Annotated in this window: 15 protein-coding genes, 1 tRNA gene and 1 pseudogene; 12 read left to right on the top strand and 5 right to left on the bottom strand. The window is 65.0% G+C overall.

The annotated features are described in order from the left end of the window. Window positions 1-143: 143 nt before the first annotated feature. Window positions 144-785, bottom strand: a pseudogene (gene tlpA / locus J1C48_RS17955) (thiol:disulfide interchange protein TlpA); the annotation flags it as partial. Between the two features lie 37 nt (window positions 786-822). Here tlpA and argH point away from each other — a divergent pair. From argH to J1C48_RS17975, 4 genes are all read left to right on the top strand, one after another. Next, on the top strand, window positions 823-2226 hold the full coding sequence (gene argH / locus J1C48_RS17960; protein ID WP_207259380.1) for an argininosuccinate lyase: 1404 nt from the start codon (window positions 823-825) through the stop codon (window positions 2224-2226). A gap of 156 nt (window positions 2227-2382) precedes the next feature. After that, on the top strand, window positions 2383-2592 hold the full coding sequence (locus tag J1C48_RS17965; protein WP_207259381.1) for a hypothetical protein: 210 nt from the start codon (window positions 2383-2385) through the stop codon (window positions 2590-2592). 208 nt (window positions 2593-2800) lie between these two features. Then, a complete protein-coding gene (lysA, locus tag J1C48_RS17970) occupies window positions 2801-4081 on the top strand; it encodes a diaminopimelate decarboxylase (protein ID WP_207259382.1) in 1281 nt (426 codons plus the stop codon). 145 nt (window positions 4082-4226) lie between these two features. Further along, window positions 4227-6920, top strand: coding sequence for a TIGR02302 family protein (locus J1C48_RS17975; RefSeq protein ID WP_207259383.1), 2694 nt, complete (start codon window positions 4227-4229; stop codon window positions 6918-6920). Between the two features lie 211 nt (window positions 6921-7131). On the opposite strand, the gene J1C48_RS17980 is transcribed toward J1C48_RS17975, so the two are convergent. Next, complete coding sequence (locus J1C48_RS17980) at window positions 7132-7548, bottom strand: hypothetical protein (protein ID WP_207259384.1); 417 nt, start codon at window positions 7546-7548, stop codon at window positions 7132-7134. Window positions 7549-7884: 336 nt separating this feature from the next. Between J1C48_RS17980 and J1C48_RS17985 the strand changes: the two genes are divergently transcribed. Next, window positions 7885-8460, top strand: coding sequence for a HupE/UreJ family protein (locus tag J1C48_RS17985; RefSeq protein WP_207259385.1), 576 nt, complete (start codon window positions 7885-7887; stop codon window positions 8458-8460). A gap of 113 nt (window positions 8461-8573) precedes the next feature. Continuing rightward, window positions 8574-8879 carry an urease subunit beta gene (locus tag J1C48_RS17990; protein WP_207259386.1) on the top strand — a complete coding sequence of 102 codons (306 nt, stop codon included), beginning with the start codon at window positions 8574-8576 and terminating at the stop codon, window positions 8877-8879. Window positions 8880-8917: 38 nt separating this feature from the next. Here the strand turns inward: J1C48_RS17990 and J1C48_RS17995 are convergent, their stop codons facing one another. Beyond that, window positions 8918-9361 (bottom strand): hypothetical protein, encoded by a 444-nt coding sequence (locus J1C48_RS17995; RefSeq protein WP_207259387.1) that lies wholly within the window; start codon window positions 9359-9361, stop codon window positions 8918-8920. Window positions 9362-9472: 111 nt separating this feature from the next. After that, window positions 9473-9898 (bottom strand): hypothetical protein, encoded by a 426-nt coding sequence (locus J1C48_RS18000; protein ID WP_207259388.1) that lies wholly within the window; start codon window positions 9896-9898, stop codon window positions 9473-9475. A 189-nt stretch (window positions 9899-10087) separates the two neighbouring features. On the opposite strand from J1C48_RS18000, the gene ureC reads away from it, so the two are divergent. From ureC to ureG, 4 genes are all read left to right on the top strand, one after another. Then, window positions 10088-11800, top strand: a complete 1713-nt coding sequence (gene ureC / locus J1C48_RS18005; protein WP_207259389.1) for an urease subunit alpha — start codon at window positions 10088-10090, stop codon at window positions 11798-11800. A gap of 335 nt (window positions 11801-12135) precedes the next feature. Further along, entirely contained in the window at window positions 12136-12579 is a 444-nt protein-coding gene (locus tag J1C48_RS18010; protein WP_207259390.1) for an urease accessory protein UreE, read from the top strand. Between the two features lie 63 nt (window positions 12580-12642). Next, window positions 12643-13302 (top strand): urease accessory protein UreF, encoded by a 660-nt coding sequence (locus J1C48_RS18015; protein ID WP_207259391.1) that lies wholly within the window; start codon window positions 12643-12645, stop codon window positions 13300-13302. Beyond that, complete coding sequence (gene ureG / locus J1C48_RS18020; protein ID WP_207259392.1) at window positions 13299-13931, top strand: urease accessory protein UreG; 633 nt, start codon at window positions 13299-13301, stop codon at window positions 13929-13931. Before J1C48_RS18015 ends, ureG begins: the two co-directional genes overlap by 4 nt. 202 nt (window positions 13932-14133) lie before the next feature. Here the strand turns inward: ureG and J1C48_RS18025 are convergent, their stop codons facing one another. Beyond that, a complete protein-coding gene (locus J1C48_RS18025; RefSeq protein ID WP_207259393.1) occupies window positions 14134-14724 on the bottom strand; it encodes a DUF1499 domain-containing protein in 591 nt (196 codons plus the stop codon). 600 nt (window positions 14725-15324) lie between these two features. Here J1C48_RS18025 and J1C48_RS18030 point away from each other — a divergent pair. Both J1C48_RS18030 and J1C48_RS18035 read left to right on the top strand, forming a co-directional pair. Then, window positions 15325-15401: transfer RNA gene (locus tag J1C48_RS18030), tRNA-Arg, on the top strand. 214 nt (window positions 15402-15615) lie between these two features. After that, window positions 15616-16791 carry a Fic family protein gene (locus tag J1C48_RS18035; RefSeq protein WP_231081888.1) on the top strand — a complete coding sequence of 392 codons (1176 nt, stop codon included), beginning with the start codon at window positions 15616-15618 and terminating at the stop codon, window positions 16789-16791. The last annotated feature ends 184 nt before the right edge of the window (window positions 16792-16975 follow it).

Raw genomic sequence — 16975 nt, forward strand, 5'->3', positions numbered from 1 at the left:
GTGCTCCCGAGCGGCGTCGACGTTTGCGGCGCTCGCGAGGGCGGAGTTCAGGCGCCTCGTGACGGTGGCGCAAATCCGGTTTCACCGGCGGGGCTTCGCGCCGCCTTGTTGCGCGCGGCCTTGTCGCCCACGGAGGACATCACCGCCTTGATCAGCCGCAGGGCGTCGGGGCTTGCCCATTCCGCCGGGCCGGTGATCGCCGCGCGGGCGCAGCCGTCGGGGCCGACCAGCAGCGACACCGGCAGGCCGAAGGCGATGCCCTGGGACTTCAGCGTATCGAAGGCGGCCAGCGTGCCGTCGTGATAGAAGGGCAGGCTTTTCAGCTTGGTCTCGGCGTAAAACTTTTTCGGCTTGGCGTCGCTGCCATTGTCGACATTGATCGGAATGACGGAAAAGCCTTGGCCCCCGGCCTCGGCCTGAAGCGTGTCGAGAGCCGGCATTTCGGCGCGGCAGGGCACGCACCAGGTGGCCCAGAGATTGACGAGCAGTGTCTTGCCGGTGAGATCGGTCAGCGTCGTGTCCTTGCCGTCCGCGTCCTTGAAGGCGATGGCCTTCATATCGAACGGTGTCGCCAGCGCGTGCACGGCGGCGACTTCGCCTTTGGCGTTCTGATCGACGGCGTCGGCAAATTTCTTGTCCAGCGGGCAATTCGAGGCGACCGCGTTGCCAGATCGGCCTTCAGTCACGTATAGCACGCCGACACCGACCGCGATGCCGAGCACCAGCGCAAGCGCCGCAATGCCGATGAGGCGCTTGTCGAAACGCCCGGATGTCTTCGCCGTCATGTTTTAATTACTCCCAGATCTTCGTCCGACGGAACCGATGAGCCAGAACACCAGCAACGAGATGTGGGGCGGACGCTTCGCCTCCGGCCCTGACGCGATCATGGAGGAGATCAACGCCTCGATCGATTTCGACAGACGCCTTTACCGCGAGGACATCGCCGGGTCCAAGGCTCATGCGCAAATGCTCGCCAAGCAAAACATCGTCTCCGCCGAGGACGTTGCCAAAATCGTCGACGGTCTCGCCCGGATCGAAGCCGAGATCGAGGCCGGAACGTTCAAGTTTTCGCGACAGCTCGAAGACATCCACATGAACGTCGAGGCGCGGCTGGCCGAATTGATCGGTCCGGCAGCCGGCCGCTTGCACACGGCCCGCTCGCGCAACGACCAGGTCGCACTCGATTTTCGCATGCATGTTAGGGGCGCCTTCGAGGCGCTTCAGGCCAAGCTCGGGGAGTTCATCGTCGCGCTTCTCGATAAGGCCGAGGCGCACGCCGAGACGGTGATGCCGGGCTTCACCCATCTGCAGGTCGCTCAGCCGGTTACGTTCGGCCACCATTGCCTCGCTTATGTCGAGATGGCCGCACGCGATCGCTCGCGCTGCCGTGACGCCTTGAAGCGGCTCGACGAATGCCCGCTTGGCGCGGCGGCGCTGGCCGGCACCGGCTTTGCCATCGATCGCCAGGCGACGGCCGAGGCCCTCGGCTTTTCCGCCCCGACGCGCAATTCCCTCGACACGGTCTCCGATCGGGACTTCGCCCTGGAGTTTTTGTCGGTCGCGGCGATCTGCGCGACGCATCTGTCGCGGCTTGCCGAGGAGATCGTGATCTGGTCGACGCCGCAATTCGGCTTCGTCAAACTCTCGGACGCCTTCTCGACCGGCTCGTCGATCATGCCGCAGAAGCGCAATCCGGATGCCGCCGAGCTGGTGCGGGCCAAGCCTGGCCGGATCAACGGCGCGCTGATTTCGCTTTTGACGGTGATGAAGGGCCTGCCGCTGACCTATTCCAAGGACATGCAGGAGGATAAGGAGCAGGTGTTCGACGCGATCGATTCGCTGGCTCTGGCGCTCGCTGCCGCGACCGGCATGATCCGCGATCTCAAGGTCAATGAAGAGGCGATGCGCAAGGCGGCCGGCCACGGCTATTCCACCGCGACGGATCTTGCCGATTATCTGGTGCGCGAGCTCGGCATGCCGTTCCGCGAGGCCCATCACGTCACCGGCCGCGCGGTGTCGCTCGCCGAGGGCTCCGGCCTCGGCCTCGAAGATCTGCCGCTCGACGTGTTGAAGTCGCTCGACGGCCGCATCGGCGAGGGCGTCTATGCCGTTCTCGGTGTCGACGCCTCGGTCCGCAGCCGCAAGAGCTTTGGCGGCACGGCGCCCGATAATGTGCGCCAACACGTGGCCTCCTGGCGACAGCGGCTGGTTTCTGACGCGATTTGAACCGCGCGGCAGGTGCTTTTGCTCTTGGAACTTTGTATCACCAAACGCGGTGAAGGAACGGGCGGGGGACGCGTGGGGCGGTCAGAGATGAAAAAGCGATTTAGGACGCTGGTTTCGGCATGCCTTCTCGCAACCGGGCTTCTGGCCGGATGCGGCGTGAAGAATCTGCCGGTGGGGCCGACGACCAAAAAGGTGCCGCCCGTCGTCACCGGCGAGACGTCCAGCAAGGGCACGCGCAGCACGGCCGCGGCGCTGCGACCGGAACAGCTGACCTCATCGAACAAGAACCTGTCGATCAGCGCCGCCGAGGTGTCGCGCAACGACGCCCCGAAGAAACCATTCTTCCTCGATCCGCTGCTGAACTGAGGACGGGCAACGCCCTGCCGGCGTGACAGAGCGTCCATTCAATCGGTCCGTTGCTGAGCCACACGGTCTATTCAGGCGCGGCGTTCCCTCTGGCCTCGCTGCCGATGGCGGGCGTCGTGTTTCCGGTCGACCGCTTGCGCGACGACGAAGCTTGCGGCACTGATCCCGCCACAATCATTGGCGCTCTAATTTCGGACCCCCCACCGTCATGAACCATTTCGAACTGCGCAACGGCAGCCTTCATGCCGAGGGCGTGCCGATCAAGACCATCGCGCGCGAGGTCGGAACCCCGTTCTATTGCTATTCGACTGCGACCTTTGCCCGTCACTATCAGGTGTTCGCCGATGCCTTCGCCGACATCGACGCGCTGGTCTGCTACGCGGTCAAGGCCAATTCGAATCAGGCGGTTCTCGCCACGCTGGCCAGGCTTGGCGCGGGGGCTGACGTCGTCTCCGGCGGCGAGCTGATCCGGGCGTTGAGGGCCGGCATTCCGGCCGAGAAGATCATGTTCTCCGGCGTCGGCAAGACCGTCGCGGAGATCGACGTCGCCCTCGCCTCGGGGATCTTCTGCTTCAATATCGAGTCCGAGCCGGAGTTGGAGGCGATCTCCGCTCGGGCGAGCGAGCAGGGCGTCACCGCGCATGTGTCGTTCCGGATCAATCCGGATGTCGATGCCGGCGGCCATGCCAAGATTTCCACCGGCAAGAAGAGCGACAAGTTCGGCATCGCCTTCGATCGCGCCGAAGCGGTCTATGAGCGCGCCCGCACACTTCCAGGTATCGCGGTCAGCGGTATCGATATGCATATCGGCAGCCAGATCGAGGCGCTGGAGCCCTTCGACCGGGCTTTCGATCGCCTCGCCAGCCTGGTCAAGCATTTGCGCGCCAAGGGCCACGAAATCAGCCATGTCGATCTCGGCGGCGGTCTCGGCGTGCCCTATCGGCGCGACAATCAGCCGCCGCCGGAGCCGCTGGCCTATGCCGAAATCGTCAAGCGCCATGTTCGCGATCTCGGCTGCAAGGTGGTGTTCGAGCCGGGGCGGCTGATTGCCGCCAATGCCGGTATCTTGGTGTCGCGCGTCGTCTATGTGAAGGAGGCCGAGGGCAAGACCTTCGTCATTCTCGACGCGGCGATGAACGATCTGATTCGCCCGACGCTCTATGAGGCCTGGCACGATATCGCCCCGGTCGATGAGACGCCCGACATGGAGCGCTTCATCGTCGACGTTGTCGGGCCGGTCTGCGAAAGCGGCGACTTTTTTGCCAAGAACCGCGAGATGGGCAAGGTGAAAGCCGGTGATCTCGTCTTTGTGTCGTCCGCAGGTGCTTACGGCGCGGTGCAGTCCTGCAGCTACAACACCCGGCCGCTGATTGCCGAGGTTCTGGTCAAGGGCGACAGCTTTGCCGTGGTGCGGCCGCGCCAGACCATCGACGAACTGATCGGCCTCGACCGGCTGCCGGAGTGGCTGGGTGGTGAGCCGGCGGACTGAGAGCGGCATTCGACCGTTGACGTCAAGCCATGGCCCTTGACGTAACTGTCTGACGCAAAAGCATCTTCACAGTCCCGTCAGATGCCTCCACTTCGCCGCAAATCCTGGTAGGGTTGGGGGTCGACGAGGCGAGGTAGGAGAGGGTATGGCCGATCAGGGCGCGGCATCGAAAGGGCAGCTCATGCAGCGTCTGGGATGGATCCGCCGCGCCGCCTACGCGTCGATCCTATTGGAACGACTGTGGCCGACCATCCTTGGTGTGTCGATTGCGGGCGCGCTGTTCCTCACCCTCGCCTGGTTCGGTCTTTTCCGCGACATGCCGTCGGTGCTGCGTCTGGGTGCGCTAACGGTCCTTACGGTCCTCGCGGTCGCCGCCTTTTGGCCGCTGCGCCGGCTCAAGCTGCCGAAGCCGGGTGAGGTGGACGCGCGGATCGAAACGACCAGCCGCCTGCGCCATCAGCCACTGCGCACCCAGGGCGAGAAGCCGGGCTCCGAGGATCCTTTCGCCGCCGCTTTGTGGCGCGAGCATCAGCATCGGATGGCGAGGGAGCTTCGCAATCTCTCCGCTGGCAGGCCGACGACGCGCAGCGAACGGTTCGATCCCTTCGGCCTGCGCGCGCTGGTCGCCTTGTTGCTGGTGACGGCCTTTGCCTTTTCCTTCGGCCCCGAGGGCGGGCGGATCGGCGACGCGTTCACAGCCATCGAGCCGGTGGCCGTGGCCGGGCGGCGGCTGGACGCTTGGGTGACGCCGCCTGCCTATACGCGGCGGGCGCCGATTTTCCTGACCGCTGACGACACCAAGCCGATCACCGTGCCACAGGGCTCGAAATTCGCGGTTCGGGTGAGCGATGGCGCCGGTGTGACGGTGCGTTTTGCGCCGAGGGGCGCCGACGCGAAGCCGGTCGACATCCTGTCGAAGGAGGCCGTGACGGCCGCAAAGGACGCCGCGGCGGCGTCCGACACCTCGAAGGCCAGCAAAGCCCAGCCCGACACGACGAAGACCGCCGGCGCTTCGTCAGCGGATGCTGCACCCGACGGGCCGCGCGAATATGAATACACGCTGCGCGAAGGCGGCGCGGCGACAGTCGCGACGGGTTTTTCGTCGCTCGGCGCTTGGCAATTTGACGTCACGCCCGACCATGCGCCGAAGATCGCTTTCAAGGGTGAGCCGAGCGAAGCGCGCAATGGCGCCTTACAGCTCGCTTATGTGGTCTCCGATGACTACGGCGTGCGCAAGGCCCGCGGCGAGATCGTCGTCGACACCGCCAACGCAAGTGAGAGCCGGCCGCTGTATCCGGCCCCCGAGATCCGCTTGGCTCTGCCGCGGCACAAGGCGGGCAAGGCCGACGCCAAGACCAGCGTTGATTTGACCGAAAGCCCCTATGCCGGGGCGAAGGTTACATTGACACTGATTGCCGAGGACGATGCCGGGCAGATCGGTAAGTCGAAGCCGAAGACGATCACCTTACCCGAGCGCCGCTTCGTCAATCCGCTGGCCAAGGCGGTGGTCGAAGAGCGGCGGATCCTCGCACTCGATGCCAATCAGGCGCATCGGGTGGTCGATATGCTCGACGCGATCACTCTGCGCGGCGACGAGTTCATCCCCAATCCGTCGAACTATCTGGCACTCAAGGCGGTGCGCACGCGGATTGCCAATGCGAAGAACGACGAGACGCTGCGCTCGGCCGCCGATTTCATGTGGGAGATCGCGCTCGGCATCGAAGACGGCGATCTGTCGCTGGCCGAGCGCAAGCTGCGCGACGCGCGCGAGCGGCTCGCCGACGCTCTGGAGAACAACGCGTCGAACGCGGAAATCGACAAGCTGATGAAGGATCTGCGCCAGGCGATGCAGGATTATATGCAGACGCTGGCCGAGCAGATGCGCAATCAGCCGCCAATGAGCCCGGAGCAGATGCAGTCCCAGAATATGCAGGAGCTGCGTCCGCAGGATCTTGAGAAGATGCTCGATCGGATCGAGGATCTGGCGAAATCCGGCTCAAAGGAGGCCGCAAAGCAGCTTCTCTCGGAACTGCAGCAGATGATGGACAATCTGCAGGCCATGCGTCAGGAGCAGCAACAGGGGCAGGGCCAGCCCAATCCGATGCAGGAGCAGATGAACAAGATGGGCGACCTTCTGCAGCGCCAGCAGAAGCTTCGCGACCAGACTTACGATCTCGGCCGCCAGATCTTCCGCCAGCAGCAGCAGCTTGGACAAAACCCGCAACAGGGCGAGCAATCGCCGGGGCAGCAAGATCAGCAAAGCGGCCGCCAGCCCGGCGAGCGGAGTCAGCCGGGCGGTGAGATGACCGCCGAACAGATGCAGGAGATGATGAAACAGCTGCAGAAGCAGCAGGGTCAGCTCCAAAAGGAACTCGACGGGATGGGTCAGCAGCTCAACGGCATGGGCATGAAGCCTTCCGACGATTTCGGCGAGGCCGGCAAGCAGATGGGGAGGGCCGAGGGCTCGCTCGGCAAGGGCCAGGACGGCGAGGCCTTTGGCCATCAGGGCAAGGCGCTGGATGCGCTCCGGCGTGGCGCCAAGGACATGATGCAGCAGATGCAGCAGGCGATGCAGCAGGGCGGTCAAGGCCAGCCCGGTCAGCCGGGCATGCGCGGCCAAGGGCTCGGCGGGCGGCAGATGAACCAATCGAACCGCGACCCGCTCGGCCGCGAGCGCAACACCCAAGGTCCGGATTTCGGCGAGGACGTCGGCATTCCCGACGAGATCGACACCCAGCGCGCGCGCCGCATCCTCGACGAAATCCGCAAGCGGCTCGGCAATCAGCTCTCGCCGCAGCAGGAGCGCGAGTATCTTCAACGACTATTGAAGACGCCGTAGCGCGCCGCGCATTCGAGAGGACGCACACTCCGATCTTCGGGCCGAATGCTTTAGACAGCGGCCCAGCGCAGCGGCATCGTGGCGTTTCCAGTTTCAGCCGATCGGCTTGGCGGTGGCGATCAAACGGCAGCTTGCATGGTAAGCGCGATGATCGACAGGACATTTTGCCCTGGCTGCGACCGGTTAGTACCGCCGATTGGGAACGGCGATCTTAATTGTTTACGGCTTCGGCGGTCATGATCGACGCACGGGCGGGGGCGGCCTCGTGCGGCTCTTTCAACGCTTCGGCAATCGGAACCTGCATCGGCTGCGCACCGATGAAGCGGTAACCCTGTTCGACCAGCGAATAGAAGGCCGGGCCGGTCTTCTCGCCGATAGTGACGACGCGGACGATCAGGGGCTGATTGAGCCCCGCGGGTGCAGCGAAAGCCGCAATGGCAGCGGCGACAACCAGACCGCAGAGCATGGGTCGGCTCATTGCAATCTCCAACCTGTTGCGGAAAGCTGCCTCGATCTGAGTGCCGCGCTTTTCTTCCCTTTGGTCATAATTGTCGCTGTGGCGACCGGATATCAATAGAACGAATTGGTGAGGAAGAGGTTTCGTATGGGCGAGCATCAAGGTTGACACGATCCGATCCCACGGGAGCGGTCGTGATCGGCGGTGTTTTCATTCGCAGGGTGAATAAATTTCACGCAGTTTCGAAAAGCCTTTGACAGGCAAGGGCTCGGGCAACATCATCATCCGTTGCAGCCGGCGGCATGCCGCTTCGGGATACTGCCGGTTTCAAGCATCGAGGGGGACGATCGAAATCGATGTCCGGTCAGGCTCGATGCTTGCGATCAACGGCTTAGAGCATTGTTTCTCTGTCCTTCTGGGAGAACGGTGCTCAGGCTCACGCAATCCATGACGGCTCAGGCGTGACCCAAATCGGGGCGCCCGTCAGACCATCTTTCAGGGGACACCATGCCGAAACGTACGCTTCTCGCTTTCGCCGCGCTGCTCGCGACGCCGCTGCCGGCCTTCGCCCATTTCAACCCCGCCGAGCATGGATCGCTGCTCGCCGGCTTGTCGCACCCGCTGACTGGGCTCGATCATATCGTCGTGATGTTGCTCGTCGGTGTCTGGGCCGCGACCTTCAGGGGCGCCGGCCGCTTGGTCATTCCGGCCGCCTTCTTGGTGATGATGCTGGCCGGTTTCGCGCTGGCGATGGCCGGCGTGTCGCTGCCCTTCGTCGAGCCGACCATCCTCGCATCCGTCGTTGCCATCGGCCTGCTGGTCGCTCTGGCGGTTCGCGTGCCGAGCCTTGCCGCCGTCGCCATCGTCGGGATCTTCGCGGTCTTCCACGGCCATGCCCACGGTTCGGAACTCGGCGCCGCCGGCGCTCTGTCCTTCGCCTGCGGCTTTGCCGCCGCAACCGCCGCGCTGCATGGGGCAGGGCTCTGGCTCGGCTCGCAGGCCGTGCGCCACGCCCGGCCGATCGCGATTCGCGCCGTCGGCTGGGCCGGAGCCGCCACCGGCCTGTTGCTCTTTGCTGCCTGATCGGCTTCGGTAGATCTTGCGTCGGCGCGTGTCGGCGCAGGATCGGGATGCCTGTCGAGGCGCGGCGCGTGTCCACGCTGCGGGCCGTGCCCGCCTGATTGAGGAGATCGCGGATGATTCCTGGTGAGGTCATGACCGAAGACGGCGAGCTGACGCTGAATGCGGGGCAGGAGGCTCTGGTCCTCACCGTCAGCAACAGCGGCGACCGGCCAATCCAGGTCGGCAGCCACTACCATTTCGCCGAGACCAACCCGGCCCTCCAGTTCGACCGGCAGGCGGCTCACGGCATGCGCCTCGACATTGCCGCTGGAACCGCGGTGCGCTTCGAGCCGGGGCAGACCCGTGAGGTCAATCTCATCGCGCTGCGCGGGGCTCGAAAAGTCTTTGGCTTCAATGCCAAGGTGATGGGCGGCCTCTGACGGCCGCCTCCGCCGCTGGTCGCGACGCCTTTGGGGCGTCAATTGCCGGCGGCATCCGGTGTCGCGCTTGGCGCGGCTTCCAGACCCGAGCGGATTGCACTGAGGTCGATGCCGACCTTTGGCGTCGGGAGGCGCGGCATTCGGGTCGGTTCCGGCGCGAGCTGCGCTGAACCGTAGGACTGCCCGCTCGCGTCGCCGGCGATGCCGAGCGTGTTGGTGGCGCTGGTACCGATGTTTCCGGAGCGCGAATAGGCGTCGACATTTGAGCTGTTGATCGTCGCCGAGCCCTCGGTGGCGCGCAGCTGTGTCGAAGACGGCGAGGCGTTGTCGCCGGATCCAACGCTGCCGGTCGGAGAGCCGGAGCTGGTCGTCGTGCTCCCGGACGAGATCACCGGAGAGGTCGTTTGCGCCCATGCCGGCCCCATCACAGTGAAGGCCGGAAGCAGGGCTGCGGCGAAGAGCGGTAACAAAATGGCCCGCATCGGATCGTCTCCATGGCAGGGATGCCCGCTTCGATATCGAAGCAGAATGGTCAGTTCACCTCAAGAATTCAATGACAAGGGCGGAAGTTCCATTGCCGAACGGGTCCTTCATCACCGGTGCGGCGGCGTTTGGGACCGATGGCCGAGCGACCGCCCGCGAGCAACGCCGCTGGCGCCGATCGCATTCGGCCCGCCGCGGGCGAAATCCTCGGCGGCATCGGGACTGAGGCGGGCGTCGCCGTCACGCGCGGCGCGCTCGGCCTCGCCAAAACCGCTCGCACCGCGCGGTACCTTCGGATGCAGATAGCTGTTGTCGTAGGGGCGGCCATAAGCGCGCTCTTCGACCGTGTCGCCGAAGATTTTGGCGTTCGGAATACCCTTCCGCTTGATCACGGGCGCGCCGCCGATGCGCTGTCCCGCCATCGATGAGCCGGGAACGCTGATGCCGGGGCCGGGATCATAGGGCTGCGCGACGGCCGGCAACGGCAGAGCGATCAGGGCGACAAAGGCGATCAGGCGGCGAATGGCGGTCTCCATCAAAGGCGAGCTGGGGGCGCTGGCCGTCAAAATCAGGGCCGGGCCTGGCTCCAGATCTCCTGAAAGCTAGTGCGAGGCTTTGATCGCGTGAAGACAAGCTTTCGCGACCGACTTATGCTGAACCGGTTGCGTTGCGGTTTTGCCTGGCGCCATTCTCGATCCATCGCCGGCTTTCACGAGAGAGACGTTATGCCTGCCAAGATTTCCCGCGCTTCCTACGCCGCCATGTTCGGCCCGACCACCGGCGACAAAGTCCGGCTCGCCGACACCGAGCTGTTCATCGAGGTTGAAAGGGATCTCACCACCTATGGCGAGGAGGTGAAGTTCGGCGGCGGCAAGGTGATCCGCGACGGCATGGGGCAGTCCCAGCATTCGCGCGCCGACGGAGCCGTGGACACGGTGATCACCAATGCACTGATCCTCGATCACACCGGCATCTACAAGGCCGATATCGGCCTTCGCGACGGCCGCATCGCGGCGATCGGCAAGGCCGGCAATCCGGACACCCAGCCGAATGTCGACATCGTTGTCGGGCCCGGCACCGAGGCGATCGCCGGCGAGGGCAAGATCGTCACCGCCGGCGGCTTCGACAGCCATATCCACTTCATCTGCCCGCAGCAGATCGACGAGGCGCTCTATTCCGGTGTCACCACTATGCTCGGCGGCGGCACAGGGCCGGCCCACGGCACGCTGGCCACCACCTGTACGCCCGGCGCTTGGCATCTTGGCCGAATGATCCAGGCGGCGGACGCCTTTCCGATGAATCTTGCCTTTTCCGGCAAGGGCAACGCCTCGCTGCCGGCGCCGCTGGTCGAAATGGTCGAAGGCGGCGCCTGCGCGCTCAAGCTCCACGAGGATTGGGGCACGACGCCGGCGGCGATCGACAACTGCCTGTCGGTCGCTGACGATCATGACGTGCAGGTGATGATCCACACCGATACGCTGAACGAGAGCGGCTTCGTCGAAAACACCGTCGACGCCTTCAAGGGCCGCACGATCCACGCCTTCCATACTGAAGGCGCAGGCGGCGGCCACGCACCGGATATCATCAAGGTCTGCGGCTTGCCGAACGTTTTGCCGTCCTCCACCAATCCGACGCGGCCCTATACGGTGAACACGCTGGAAGAGCATCTCGACATGCTGATGGTCTGCCATCATCTCGACGCGTCGATCCCGGAGGACATCGCCTTTGCCGAATCGCGCATCCGCAAGGAGACGATCGCCGCCGAGGATATTCTCCACGACATGGGGGCGTTTTCGATCATTGCCTCGGACAGCCAGGCGATGGGCCGGGTCGGTGAGGTGATCATCCGCACCTGGCAGACCGCCGACAAGATGAAGCGCCAACGCGGCCGGCTGACGGAGGAGACCGGCGACAACGACAATTTCCGCGCCAGGCGCTATGTCGCCAAATACACCATCAATCCGGCGATCGCCCACGGCATGTCGGCACAGATCGGCTCGGTCGAGCCCGGCAAACGCGCCGATCTCGTCCTGTGGGATCCGGCGTTTTTCGGCGTTAAGCCGATGATGGTTCTGCTTGGCGGTTCGATCGTCGCCGCGCCGATGGGTGATCCCAACGCCTCGATCCCGACGCCGCAGCCGGTGCATTACCGGCCGATGTTCGGCGCTTTCGGCAAGGCGGTCGCCGCAAGCGGCGTCACCTTCGTCTCCGAGGCGGCGATGGGCAAGGGCCTCCGGGATGCGCTCGGATGTGAGAAGACCTTTCTGGCGGTCCAGAATACCCGCGGCGGCATCGGCAAGGCGGCGATGATCCACAACGCCGCAACGCCGACCATCACGGTTCATCCCGAAACCTACGAGGTGCGCGCCGACGGTGAGCTTCTCACCTGCGAACCGGCCAAGGAACTGGCGATGGCCCAGCGCTATTTCTTGTTCTGAAGGCCGATGTGATCGACCCGATCGGCATCGATGGCTGTGACGGCCATGATGACGGCTTGATCGAGCCATCGGCCCTGTCGGGAATGGCGGCGTGGTTGGCCGTTCGGGCACGGCAGCGGTCCGTGCCGCTCCGTCGGCTGCGCCCTTGGCATTTGCAACAAAACCCGATGGCCGTCTTTCGTTGGCGCGACCGGCGCACTACCTTGCCGATGCCGTCGACTCAATCCGAGCGCGCGTCCTGTGTGCGTCTTATCGGACGCCCGGCGCGCGAAGTCTGCGCGGCCACCGGTTCGGATCGGGCGGCCGGCGGTGATTTGAACCGGAAAGGACTGTCAATGATCGTTGGGACGTCGGTCGTGCAGCGCGGCGAATGGACAGAGGCGGCCGATACCATCACGCTCGACGAACAGGCGCGCCATCGCCGGCGTATGGCAATGGTCTCCGACGGTGGCATCGCCTTCCTGCTCGACCTGCCGGACGCGGTGCTCTTGCGTGACGGCGACGGCATTCAACTCGACAACGGCCAGCTGATCTGCGTCAAGGCCAAGCCCGAGCCGCTCTACGAAATCCGTGCCCGCGAAGGCGCGCATCTGGCCGTACTCGCGTGGCAGATCGGCAATCGCCATCTGCCGGCTCAGATCTTTGCCGACCGTTTGCTCATTCGTCGCGATCCGGTGATCCACGAGATGCTGATCGGGTTGGACGCGACGATCGTGGAGGTCGAGGCCGCCTTCGATCCGGAGGGCGGCGCCTATCACGGCCATCATCATGCCGGCTGAGGCGGCGCGTTGACAGGCGGCGACCAGGCCAGGCTGAGCGCAGGCGGCCTTACGGCGGGCGCGGTGGACGGCAGTCTCACCACGCTGCTCAGCCTGTTCTCGGCGGCCTTTCCGATCGGCAGCTTTGCTTATTCCCACGGGATCGAGGCGGCGGTCGCCGATGGGCGGCTGCGCGATGCAGATGCAGTCCGCGATTGGATCTCGGTACTGGTCTCGCGCGGTAGCGGCTGGAACGATTTTGTCCTTTTCGCGCAGGCGTATCGGGCAACCCGGCTTGGCGACGCCGTGGCGCTCGGCGAACTCGCGGCGCTGGCGACGGCCTTGGCGGGCAGCGCCGAACGGCGTGACGAAACGCTGCGGTTGGGCGAGGCCTATCACGCTGCCGCGCGGCCCTGGAGCGAGGCGCCGTTGCTGCTTGACGATCGGCTGCCGCTGCCGATCGCGGTTGGTGGTGTCGCTGCGGTTGTCGGCTTGCCGCTCACCGACGCTGCGACCGCCCATGCGCATAATTTCGTCAGCGCACTGGTGTTCGCCGCCGTCCGGCTGGTGCCGCTCGGCCAGAGCGCCTGGGTGCCGATCCTGCGCGATCTCGGCCCGGTGATCACCGCCTCGGGCGCGCGGGCTGCCGAAGCGACGCTGGACGATCTGGGCTCGGCCGCTTTAGTCTCGGACATTGCTGCGATGCGGCACGAAACGCTCGGCACGAGGCTCTTTCGCTCATGACGCTCAGACATGGCCCTTTGCGGGTCGGAATCGGCGGGCCGGTCGGCTCCGGCAAGACCACGCTGACGGAGAAGCTGTGCAAGGCGGCGCGCGAGTGCTGGTCGATCGGGGTCGTCACCAACGACATCTACACGCGTGAGGACGCGGACGCCTTGGTCCGGATGCAGGCGCTGGCGGCGGACCGGATCATCGGCGTCGAGACCGGCGGCTGTCCGCACACGGCGATCCGCGAGGACGCCTCGCTCAATCTCGCCGCCATCCGTGAACTCAACCGGCGATACGGGGATCTCGATCTGGTCCTCGTCGAATCCGGCGGCGACAATCTCGCGGCGACCTTTTCGCCCGACCTCGTGGATCTCTCGATCTATGTGATCTCGGTCTGCCAGGGCGATGACATTCCGCGGAAAGGCGGCCCGGCGATCACCCGCTCCGATCTCCTCCTCGTCAACAAGACCGATCTCGCCCCGTATGTCGGCGCCGATCTGCAACGCATGCGGGCCGACGCCGAACGCGGCCGCGGGGCGTTGCCGACGATCTTTACCGATCTTTCGCGGGGACAGGGCGTTGGCGACATCATCCGGTTCATCGCCGACACGGGCGGTTTGCCGCGGATCGACGCCGCTGCTTGAGCGTCCGGCGGTCGCTGCGCCAAGGCGATCGGGTCCGCCATTGCCGGTGACGCGCTGCGCGGACCGCGCCGCCGAAAGCGCGTCCATCCCGCCGTGGCGACGGCGTGAGCACGCCATGGTCTTGGCGCCGATTCGGTCGAACGAGACGATGGCATCGAGGCGAAAGGGATGGGCGCTTCAGCGGCGGTGGGCAGCGTGTGCGTCAGCCGGACTGGCGGGCGGGCGGCAAGGCCGCTTGGGCGTCGATAAGGTGCTGGGCGATCGCGCGGTTCAATCCGGTGGCGATGGTTTGCAGGCGGGCGCGGTTGACGCCGAAGTCGCCGCGGCCGATCAGCGAGCGAGAATAGAGTTCGAGCGCCGTGCGGCCGTCATGGGTCGGCATGGCGCGGGCGTCGAGCGTATCGGGAAACCGGAAGATCGCCGAGCGAAAGACATAGCGGCGATAGGCGGCGTCGAAGCGGCGGTCGACCCTTTTGGCCGATCCCATCGTCACGATCAGCGCGTCGAGCCGAACCATCAGCGTTGCCGGGGAGACGGCAAAGAGCGGCAGGACGATATCGACGGGCTGGCTGCAGAGGTTGGGTGAGCAGGCGAGCGCGTCGTTCGGAGCACTGCGGCGCTGCAGGCTGGCGAAATCGATCGGGCCTTGATCGGCCGGTCCGGCGGCCCAGCGCCAGACCCTGGCCGGGCCGATGGCGAAGAAGCCGGCCGTGGCGACGACGACACCGCCGCACAAAAGCAAGCTGACTTGCCGAAGGCGGCGATGGCGGGGCGCAGGTTCAAGGGGCGGCATCGGCTATTCCCATCGCGATGAGATGACAGCCCGGATCCGGCGCCTCGACCCGCGGGCTTCGACCAATAGGACGGTGCCACCGCCGGACAAACCGCAGCACGCCGGGCAGGGCAGGCAGACCGGACCGACGGACCGCTGCTTAGCGTCAATCAGATAGCGCACCGTGCAGCCTCGTGGACGCACGGCGAACTGGGATCGGATATGCCATCCTCTTGCGCCCCGCTGCAACACGCTTCGTCTTGCCGTGCCGCCGCAGATGGGTTAGGGGGATGCTCAGCCAATCAGGCGGCCCCCTTGCGCCGCCCCGGGCACCCGTAGCTCAGCTGGATAGAGCGCTGCCCTCCGAAGGCTGATGTCAAGGGTGTTCTGTGAGTGAGTAACTGAAGAAAGGTTCGTGAAAACAGTAGCTTGAGTGATCTTGCAAGCGCCGCCAAACCCCGAAGATTTTTCGCGTAAGCACCGCGTAAGCAGTTTTCGGAGAACGGGGGCGGAACAGCGGGTAGCGGGGCGTAGTTGCCCGGCGACCGCGATGCAGGACTGGTTTGTGAAGGCCGAATCCGTTGACCCTCATGGGTCGGTCGGGCTAGGCGAAATTGAGATGCACCCGTAGCTCAGCTGGATAGAGCGCCACCCTCCGAAGGTGGAGGCCACACGTTCGAATCGTGTCGGGTGCGCCAACCTCCCTAGATGTGCGCCTTGTGGCGCCAGTCGGATTAGGTTGGCTGAGGGCTCGAAGATGTCGAGCCAGCCCACTTTCTCGTCCTGTCGTGCTTCCAACCGCCCGCGCCTGCGGACGCATCCTCATGCCGGCAGCCTTGAATTAGCCGCGCTCGCTATTAAGATATATGGCATTATGCTTTAATAGTGATGAGGCTAATTAAAGGATCGCGCGTGGCGGACGGAGAGAACCAAAGGCTCGGCGCCTATGTCGAAACGAGCGCGGGAGGCGAGCGCGTGCGCGCCTATGTGCCTGCCCCGCTGCCGCCGAAGCCGCCGCTCGAACTCGGACGGTTCATGCAGGTCTACGAACGCGCCATCGCCGCGGTCGGGCGCCTCGACGGCGTGACGACGATCCTGCCCTCGACGCCTTTGTTCCTCTACATGTACGTCCGCAAGGAAGCCCTGCTGTCCTCACAGATCGAGGGGACGCAATCCTCGCTTTCCGATCTGCTTCTGTTCGAAAATCACGAGGCGCCGGCGGTCGAACTCGACGACGTCACCGAGGTCTCGAACTACGTCGCGGCGATCGAGCACGGCGTCTCCCGGATGCGCGGCGGATTTCCCCTCTCGCTCCGGCTGATCCGCGAAATGCACGCGATCCTGCTCAAGTCGGGACGAGGCGCCGCGAAGCAACCGGGCGAGTTCCGCCGCTCGCAGAACTGGATCGGCGGAACCCGGCCCGGCAACGCCCTGTTCGTGCCGCCGCCGCCCAATCGACTGGACGAATGCCTCGATGCGCTCGAGCGCTTCCTGCACAGCGAGGATGCGGCGCTGCCCCCGCTCATCCGAGCGGGCCTCGCCCACGTTCAGTTCGAGACGATCCACCCTTTTCTCGACGGCAACGGGCGCCTGGGTCGGCTGCTCATCACGCTGATCCTGTGCGAGGCGGGGGTGCTACGCGAGCCGATCCTCTATCTCAGCCTGTTTCTAAAGTCGCGGCGCGACGACTATTACCGGCTCTTGCAGGAGGTCCGCCAGGCCGGGACGTGGGAGACCTGGATGGAGTTCTTCCTCACCGGCGTCGCGGAGACCGCTGAACAAGCCTCCGCGACGGCGCGCGATCTGATCGCCATGTTCGATGCTCACCGACAGCAGATCGCCGGCCTCGGCCGCGCGGCCCCATCCGCGCTCCGTGTCCACGAATTGATGCAAGCCAGCCCGATCGTCACCATCCAGACTGTCTCCGAGAAACTCGCCGTCTCTTTCCCGACCGCCAGCACGGCGCTGGAAAACCTCGCCAAGATCAACGTCGTGCGCGAGACCACGGGACGGCAACGCGGCCGGATCTACGCGTATTCGGACTATCTGGCCTTGCTCGATCGCGGCACGGATCCGTTGCCGGCATGACGCGCCGGGGGGAAATCGAAACCAAACGCAACGTATATCGAGATGGAGGCGAACAGGGTGTCAATGACCACTGAATCGGGACCCTCTATTTTCATCTAAAAAGGACCCCGGTTTTGGGGATGATGAAGGGCACGGCGGATAGCGCCCGATCAGGCGGAGCTGGTCAGGGTTGCACAGCCTGATC

Source organism: Jiella flava, from assembly GCF_017349315.1.
In the GTDB taxonomy this organism is placed as follows: Bacteria; Pseudomonadota; Alphaproteobacteria; order Rhizobiales; family Rhizobiaceae; genus Jiella; species Jiella flava.

Bases quoted from the DNA above. Each gene is read 5' to 3' on its own strand.
- J1C48_RS17995 (WP_207259387.1), bottom strand. From the start codon at position 9,361: ATGCGGGCCATTTTGTTACCGCTCTTCGCCGCAGCCCTGCTTCCGGCC.
- J1C48_RS17990 (WP_207259386.1), top strand. From the start codon at position 8,574: ATGATTCCTGGTGAGGTCATGACCGAAGACGGCGAGCTGACGCTGAAT.
- lysA (WP_207259382.1), top strand. From the start codon at position 2,801: ATGAACCATTTCGAACTGCGCAACGGCAGCCTTCATGCCGAGGGCGTG.
- J1C48_RS18025 (WP_207259393.1), bottom strand. From the start codon at position 14,724: ATGCCGCCCCTTGAACCTGCGCCCCGCCATCGCCGCCTTCGGCAAGTC.
- J1C48_RS18010 (WP_207259390.1), top strand. From the start codon at position 12,136: ATGATCGTTGGGACGTCGGTCGTGCAGCGCGGCGAATGGACAGAGGCG.
- ureG (WP_207259392.1), top strand. From the start codon at position 13,299: ATGACGCTCAGACATGGCCCTTTGCGGGTCGGAATCGGCGGGCCGGTC.
- ureC (WP_207259389.1), top strand. From the start codon at position 10,088: ATGCCTGCCAAGATTTCCCGCGCTTCCTACGCCGCCATGTTCGGCCCG.
- J1C48_RS18000 (WP_207259388.1), bottom strand. From the start codon at position 9,898: ATGGAGACCGCCATTCGCCGCCTGATCGCCTTTGTCGCCCTGATCGCT.
- argH (WP_207259380.1), top strand. From the start codon at position 823: ATGAGCCAGAACACCAGCAACGAGATGTGGGGCGGACGCTTCGCCTCC.
- J1C48_RS17975 (WP_207259383.1), top strand. From the start codon at position 4,227: ATGGCCGATCAGGGCGCGGCATCGAAAGGGCAGCTCATGCAGCGTCTG.
- J1C48_RS17985 (WP_207259385.1), top strand. From the start codon at position 7,885: ATGCCGAAACGTACGCTTCTCGCTTTCGCCGCGCTGCTCGCGACGCCG.